At 37.0% G+C, this 7,399-nt stretch carries 4 protein-coding genes; 2 read left to right on the top strand and 2 right to left on the bottom strand.

The features are described 5' to 3' along the window. A partial coding sequence (locus tag ADICYQ_RS25550) for a T9SS type A sorting domain-containing protein (protein WP_040418215.1) occupies positions 1 to 2,639 on the top strand: 2,639 nt, incomplete at its 5' end. Positions 2,640 to 2,705: 66 nt separating this feature from the next. Continuing rightward, positions 2,706 to 3,119, top strand: a complete 414-nt coding sequence (locus ADICYQ_RS25545; protein WP_020892531.1) for a hypothetical protein — start codon at positions 2,706 to 2,708, stop codon at positions 3,117 to 3,119. Positions 3,120 to 3,218: 99 nt separating this feature from the next. On the opposite strand, the gene ADICYQ_RS25540 is transcribed toward ADICYQ_RS25545, so the two are convergent. Then, on the bottom strand, positions 3,219 to 4,715 hold the full coding sequence (locus ADICYQ_RS25540; RefSeq protein ID WP_020892530.1) for a hypothetical protein: 1,497 nt from the start codon (positions 4,713 to 4,715) through the stop codon (positions 3,219 to 3,221). A gap of 869 nt (positions 4,716 to 5,584) precedes the next feature. Next, the gene (locus ADICYQ_RS25535; RefSeq protein ID WP_020892528.1) at positions 5,585 to 7,252 is read right to left on the bottom strand and encodes a DUF2225 domain-containing protein; all 1,668 of its coding nucleotides are present in this window, start codon (positions 7,250 to 7,252) and stop codon (positions 5,585 to 5,587) included. Positions 7,253 to 7,399 lie beyond the last annotated feature (147 nt).

Here is a 7,399-nt window from a genome sequence, read left to right as displayed (position 1 = left end):
AAGGCAGCGTAGAGCTTCCAGCAGGTTGGAAGCAGGCCAATCCTACATTTCCTTATATTAACCCTGCAGAAGCTAATTCTACCGGATTGGTAAGCGGAACCTCCACGGTAAGATTGGAAGGAATTGCAGCTGTTGGATCTACCATTTCATCCCGAAATGCATTTCTTAACGGTGCGAATGGATTGATTTTGGGAAAAAGAGCTAGTGGAGAAGGTGGGGCCGTTGCGGTGGATCTTCACTTGGATTTAAGTAGTACTCCAGATATTGAATTGTCCTTTTGGATGAAGAATTATTATGAAAATACCCATCCCCTTGATGGGATTTTCTTCAGTGATGACGGCGGAACAAGCTTTACAAAAGTATTGGATTTTGATGGAGACAAATGGGCAGACGCAATCTGGAGTCAACTGCCACCCTTGGATATTGACAGGTTGGCAAGTCATTACGGATTGACACTTTCATCTTCATTTATTGTCAGGTTCCAACAATATGACAATGCTTATTTTGGAGGCAGTTCCACTAGTTCACGTGATGGTATCTTTATAGATGACGTTGAAGTTCGGGTGCCAGACCAAACGTATATTAAAGATTTCCCCTATAATGAGGGGTTTGAAGGGGGTACTGAATTGCCTAATGGCTGGGCGTATAGCAACCCTACGTTTCCTTATGTCGATCCATTATCAGAGTTCTCTACTGGAATGGTTGACAATAAATCAGTTGTTAGATTGGAAGGAGGGGTTGGTGTTACAGGTAAGTATCAATCTCTAACTGTTAGTAATTCAGGTAATAATGGTTTGTATTTAGGGAAAAGTGCATCTGGAGAATTTGGTGCGATATCTGCTGATTTGAAGCTTAATTTAAAAGAAGCTCAAAATGTAATTCTTAAATTTGAGGTTTTTAGTAGTTATGAAGAACAACACCCCCAGAATGGTATTTATTTAAGTGTGGATGAGGGTTTAACTTTTACTAAAATCCAGGAATACACCTTTAATTCTAATAAATGGACAGCTATGGAAGTGGACATTTCCAAACTGGCTGAAGAAAAAAAATTGGTACTTTCAGAGAAAACCGTTGTCCGGTTCCAACAATATGGAAGCAGGGCCATTTATACTAGTTCATCTTCTAGGGATGGTATCTTCTTGGATGACATAGAAATAACCACCAAAAGCAGAATAAATCAGGTCATATCGTTTTCTGCATTGCCTGCCATGCAATTTGGAGATGCTCCATTTGACTTGGTAGCCACAGCTGATTCTGAGCTTCCGGTTCAATTTACTGTAGTAAGTGGACCTGCCACTATTACAGGAAAGCAGCTAACCATTACAGGTACGGGAACTGTAAAAGTAAAAGCCGAACAAGCTGGTGACAATGAATATGAAGCAGCAGAAGCCATAGAACAATCTTTCAAAGTTGAGAAAGCCAACCAGGAAATTACTTTTGGCTCCATTTCCAAGAAAACTTTTGGGGATGCAGCATTTACTTTGGTGGCCACGGCTGACTCCAAATTACCAGTTACCTTTTCACTTGTGGGTGGTCCAGCTACGCTGAGTGGAAGCAAAGTAACCATCACAGGTGCTGGAACGATTACCGTTAAGGCTACCCAGGCAGGCAATGACAACTATAATGCTACTTCTGAAGAAAAGGAGATTACCGTAGAAAAAGCAGGACAGACCATTACCTTCGCCAATTTGCCTGATAAAACCTACGGGGACCAGCCAGTTGACCTTTCTGCTTCATCAAGTTCAGGATTGACTGTGACATTCGCAGTTAAGAGTGGACCAGGAAGTCTCTCGGGGAATGAGCTTGGTATAGATGGGGCAGGAGCCATAGTGGTTACCGCAAGTCAGCCAGGGAATGACAATTACAAGGCGGCAAGCGATGTGAACCGCACCCAAACTGTAAAGAAAAAATCCCAGACCATTGATTTTGCAGCCATAGGAGACAAAGAATTTGGCTCAGCTCCTTTCGAGCTAAGTGCTACAAGTAGTGCTGATCTGGAGGTAACCTATGCAGTCCTTAGTGGTCCGGCAACAGTTAGTGGCAACACACTTACCTTAACAGGTGCTGGAACGGTAACCATTGAAGCCAGTCAAGCTGGAAATGATAACTTCAATGCAGCCGAAAAGAAAACCAATAGTTTTTGTGTTGCTCCTCCGGTACCTGAAATAGAAATCATAGGTTCTGAATTTTCTCCTGAGCTGGTACTTAAGGTGACAAATGCCCCTGCAGGAAGCTCTTACCAATGGAAACTAGACGGCACGGATATTTCCGGAGCAGATCAAAGTGAAATTAGTCTTACCTCAGGAGGTGCTTATACAGTGATGGTTACTGTGGATGGATGTAGCAATGTCTCGGAGGCTCAAACCTTGACAGCATTAGGTGAGAGGCCTGACTCTGGTGGCTTGGTGAAGCTGTTTCCTAATCCAGCCAAAAATAGCTTCTCCATCGATGGCCTTACCATAGGAGATACTTACGAGTTGACCATCAATGATGTCAATGGTAAAAACCGGGTAGTCCTGGATTATCAACACAAGGAAAATAGTTTCGTTGATCTTTCAAGGTTCAATGCTGGTGTGTACCTGGTAGAGATCCAGGGCTATAGGGTTTTTGTGGTCCGAAGACTGATAATAATACACTAAAAAAACCGGAGAGCGATTGTATAATCGCTCTCCTTTACTCTCCTTCTTAATAAAATATACATCGCCATGAAATTTAATTATAACCTCATATATTTTGCCTGTCTGTTGTTTTTGGTTAGCCTCTTTTCCTGTGAACCGGATGATCCAAAGCCAGATCCGCCTAAAGCAAAAACCAAGACAGAATTGCTTACCCAGAACTGGAAGTTAATCAAGCTTACCGCCAACGGCTCCGATCAGCCCACAGCTGGCTATACCATCAATTTTACTTCTTCCAAAAGTTATACGGCAAAAGGTCCACTATTGTCCGTTCAGGAGACAGGGACATGGGCATTTAATTCCGCTGAATCGGAAGTGCTGCTTAACGGAGGCCCGGACAAATTTCTGGTCAACACCTTAACTGATACAAAAATGATCCTAACCATAAACCAGACCAGTTACAAAGCGGGTGCTGTATCGTTAAAAATGGAGTTTGGGTTGTAGGGAGAGGTTGAATGTTATAGACAATGGGTTTTTTAGTAGATTGATCAAAAACACTAAAAAATACACCCATTGTCTATATTTTAGACTTAAGAAGTACAATTACGCATAAAGAGATTGAATGGCCTTAGATTTTATGTCGGAGTTATTAACGGCATTTTTAATTTTTTCAAACTGCTCGTATTTTATGAAAAAAGCTATACAGGTGTCATGAATATTTTTGTCAGTTGAATATAGGATTGCTATTTTATACAATTCATAAATATCTTCAGGTCCTATTTCAGGGCTTCTTAAAAGTCTTTGCTCTTTTAACTTTCCCATTTCAAAGTACACAGTAGCAAAAACTTCAGCATAAATTGATTTAAACCAACTATTTTCAACTTTTTCAGATATTTTTTGAAGAATATTTTCAAAGTTTGCTGGTGTAAATATTTCTTTATAGCCTAATAGTATTATTGCGGCTACAAATTCATAATAAATAATCCCTGAAAGTTTCCATATTTGAGTTTTCTCATCTGGTTTTTTTTCAATCTTTAGGTATTTCCAATCCTTAGTAAAATGATCAATTATTGAGCCCTCCAGCTTATCCAAAGAGTGGATTTTATTCATTGAATCTTTAGCTTTTTTAAGGCTTACCCCCATAGCGGTGGCTACTGTTGCGATTATATGATGATCAACATATTTAGGGTATTTTTTAAGTTGATAGACCACAGCCAAACAAAGGTTGGTTTCCAAGGGTTGATAGTTGTCATTCAATAATTTTCTAAAAATATTTATAGATTTGCGATACTCTTTTTTAAGTGAAAGCCTTATGGCCGTAGACCATAATAATGATTTTTGGAATTTCTCTAAAAATTCACTTTGTATATTTTTAATAGTAAAGGTTTGTAGATCTAGTGGATTGGAATTCCAAAAAAATGATATTTCTGGTTTTAATGCGTAGAAGGATGTGTGGATTGTATTGTCTTGGTCCAATCTACCCCAAATCACCAGATCTCCATGCTGTTTATTTCCTATTTTCTTTGCGTTTATACAGTTGAAATTATTATGTTCTTTTGGATTTTTACTGACAAATTTTATAATGTCTAAACTCAGTAATTCTTCTTTTTGAAATAAATTGAATTCATAGGATAATAAGTCTTGAACAAATGTAGATTTTGAGGTAGGTTCAAAAAATGGGAGTATAAGTATTTTTATTGTCTCAGAGTTATAAAAATATTGGTTACAAAAATTTTCAAAACTTTTGTAACCAACAGCTCTTGAAATTAGATTTAGGAAGTCTAATGAAGGGGGCTGGTAGGTACTCGTAAAATTATTATTTAAAGATTTACCTCTTTTTGCACCTTTCCAAAAATTAGAAATATTCTTGTTACTGTCGTCTTTTTTTGTGTAATCAATTTTAAGTTGATATTCTATAATAAATATAGTTCGGTTTTTGTAATTTTTATCACCTTCTCCATATGGGGAGAGATTGTTGTAACTTTTGTCAAAACCATTCTCAATAAAAGTTTTGGAATTATTCTTCATTAATGAAGAAACCTTCTCCTGTAATTTATTTGCTAATTTAAAAAGTGGGATGTATTCAAAAATTCTCCTCATCCTTGTATTTTTCCAATAAGGGGCATTCTTTGATTATTTTGTAATATGATTTTTTCATCCCATATAATTATTGTATCAAGTTTTACAAAATTGTGGAATAATCTATTTTGACGAAATCGTATCCATTAGATGTGTTTTTTAATGCATGGACTTGCTTTTTATATCCATGATGAAGGAAAAGCTATTATTGTGCAATTAATTTTAATGAAACAGCGGAAGTTTTAAATATTGTTAAATTAATTATTACGGTATTATTATTTACCGTTTATACATTTTGTTTTTATAAAGTATGGTTTAAGTGTTATATTAGAAGTATTCGGGGAGTTTAGGGCTTTGATATTAGAAGTCTGCTAAACCAATAGAGCAGTCCTGATGCATTGGCCATGCAGGCATTGTGAGACGCGGAGAGCTTCCTCCAAGTCGATCAATGTCTATTCTGTGAAGCATGAGAAATTGATTAATAAGTTATATCTTATGAAAAATCTTATTATTATGCTTGGAATGCTATTCTTAATTACGATGAGTAGCAGCTGTGGGTTTTTTTCCGACGAAGAAATGACCCCAAGGGAAGATAGAGAATCACTTTCGATTAAAGATTATGACTCTCCTAGTCGAGATTAAATGGATTACTCTTCTTTAGTAAAGGGAACCTAAAATTTTAGGTTCCTTATTTTTTGTCTTTATAATTTTAAAATTAAGTTTTCTACACCCTTAATATAATAGACTATGTGATTTTTCATACCCTTTATTTCGTGAACCTTGTAAATTATATCGTGAGACTACCAAATAAATTCGGGAAGCTGTTAAGCTAGTTGTTAATCTGATCCAATTTCATGTGTGGGTTTCACAAATAGAATGGAGGTATAGAATCACTTCAATGACAAATTTTTACCTATTGCATTAAAAACCAATTGATAGCGAATTCCTTGATGTTCTAGGGTTTCTATTCGGGCATTCAGGTCTAAGGCGAATTTTTCTATCAACCTGGTACCGGTACCTTTACTAGCCTGGTCTTTTATTCCTACGCCATTGTCCTGATAATCAATTTTGATATGTTGGTCATTGAGATGAATGGCGATTGTTATTTTTGGTTGATCAATACCTTCAAAAGCATATTTAAGACTATTGTAAATCCATTCCGTTAAAATCATGGAGATTGGAATCACGGATGCTACTGGAAGAACAATTTTAGCCGATTGTTCATAAACAATTTCCACTGATCGTTTTTCCTTGCCTAGCATTTCTCGGTGTTGCTGCATCAGGCCTTTCAGAAATTCTTTTAATGGAACTTCTTTTTCGTCTTCAATGCTGAACAAATACCTTTCCAAGGAGGCAGCTGAATACAAGAGTTGAGTGGATCTTAACATTTCCTGTTGGGCGCTATTGTCAGGAACCCTTCTGGCTATTTCCTTGATAATGCTCTGTAACCGCATAATATTATTGGCAGTGCGGTGTCTCAATTCTGTTTGTTGAAGGCTAATGGTTTTGTTTTTAGCGCTAATAATTTGGGTTAGACCCCTTTGTCGTTTTAGGTTTCTGAAAACCCAAAGCAGGAACAAGCTCAAAATAATACCAAGTAAGCTAAGGAATAAACTCGTCTGCCTGAATTTTCCACTTTCTAATGCAAATAAAGCTGCCTCTTGACTGATTTTCTGGTTCTCAAATTCCTTTTCTCTCAATAGATAAATATTACTTATTTCTTCCACTTTTAGTTTTTCATCTTGAAACAGTTGATCTTTTAACGAATCAAGGGATTTGTAAGTAAATAGTGCTTCTTTGTGCTGATCTGTCCCTTCCAATAATTCAAAACGAAGTTCTAAATTGTCAACCAATAATTCTTTATCGGAAGTCTCTTGAAGAACTATAAAGGCTGAATCCAAGTATTTGGAGGCTAGGGCCAGCCTTCCCATTTTAAGCCAATAATCCCCCAAATTATTGTAGCTAATAGCCAATCCTTGTTGGTCCCTGCTCAGTTTATGAATTTGATAGGCTTTTTCGATATAGGGAAATGCTTTCTCCGTTTCTTCTTGTTGTAATAGGACCACACCTATATTATTAAAGGTGGCAGACCTGTCTTTTGCCAAATCCATTGGTGAATCAATGTCTAAATCGGCTAAGTTTAAGACACCTTGAAAATAATAAAGGCTAGAATCCAAATTATTAAAATTCTGGTGATTTGCACCTAAGTTATTCATGACATTGGCAACCTTGTTAGGGTCCTCAAGGCTTACATACAAGGACAATGCTTTATGGAGTAATTCCAAAGATTTGGATTCATTATGTGTTTTCCGGTAAAGGTTTCCCATGGAGTTATAAAGTGCCGCCTCATTGGATGAAGTAGGCTCATTCAAGTGAAGATAGTGAAGGGCTTCTTGATAACTTTCAATGGCCAAACCATAAAGGCCTAAATATTGATAATTTAAGCCTATACTTCGTAGAAATGAGCTGGTACGTCTATGGTCGGCTTGTGCCCTGGCATAAAAAAGTGCCCCTTCATATTTAACTATACTATTTTGAAATTGACCAAGATGAAACAATACATACCCTAAGTCTGCAGAGTATTGTCTTAAATGAGCTGTATCTTTTCTGTCAACTTCTTTTAAGGCCCTTTCAAGTAATTCTTTTGCACTCTCGTAATCACCTTCATCTATTCTAGTGTCTATGTTTTGGTCTAGCGTTAATTG

This window comes from Cyclobacterium qasimii M12-11B (assembly GCF_000427295.1).
GTDB classification, from domain to species: domain Bacteria; phylum Bacteroidota; class Bacteroidia; order Cytophagales; family Cyclobacteriaceae; genus Cyclobacterium; species Cyclobacterium qasimii.
This window is presented reverse-complemented; position numbering and strand designations above follow the sequence as displayed.

Coding starts and splice junctions, on each gene's coding strand:
- ADICYQ_RS25540 (WP_020892530.1), bottom strand. CDS start 4,715: ATGAGGAGAATTTTTGAATACATCCCACTTTTTAAATTAGCAAATAAA.
- ADICYQ_RS25545 (WP_020892531.1), top strand. CDS start 2,706: ATGAAATTTAATTATAACCTCATATATTTTGCCTGTCTGTTGTTTTTG.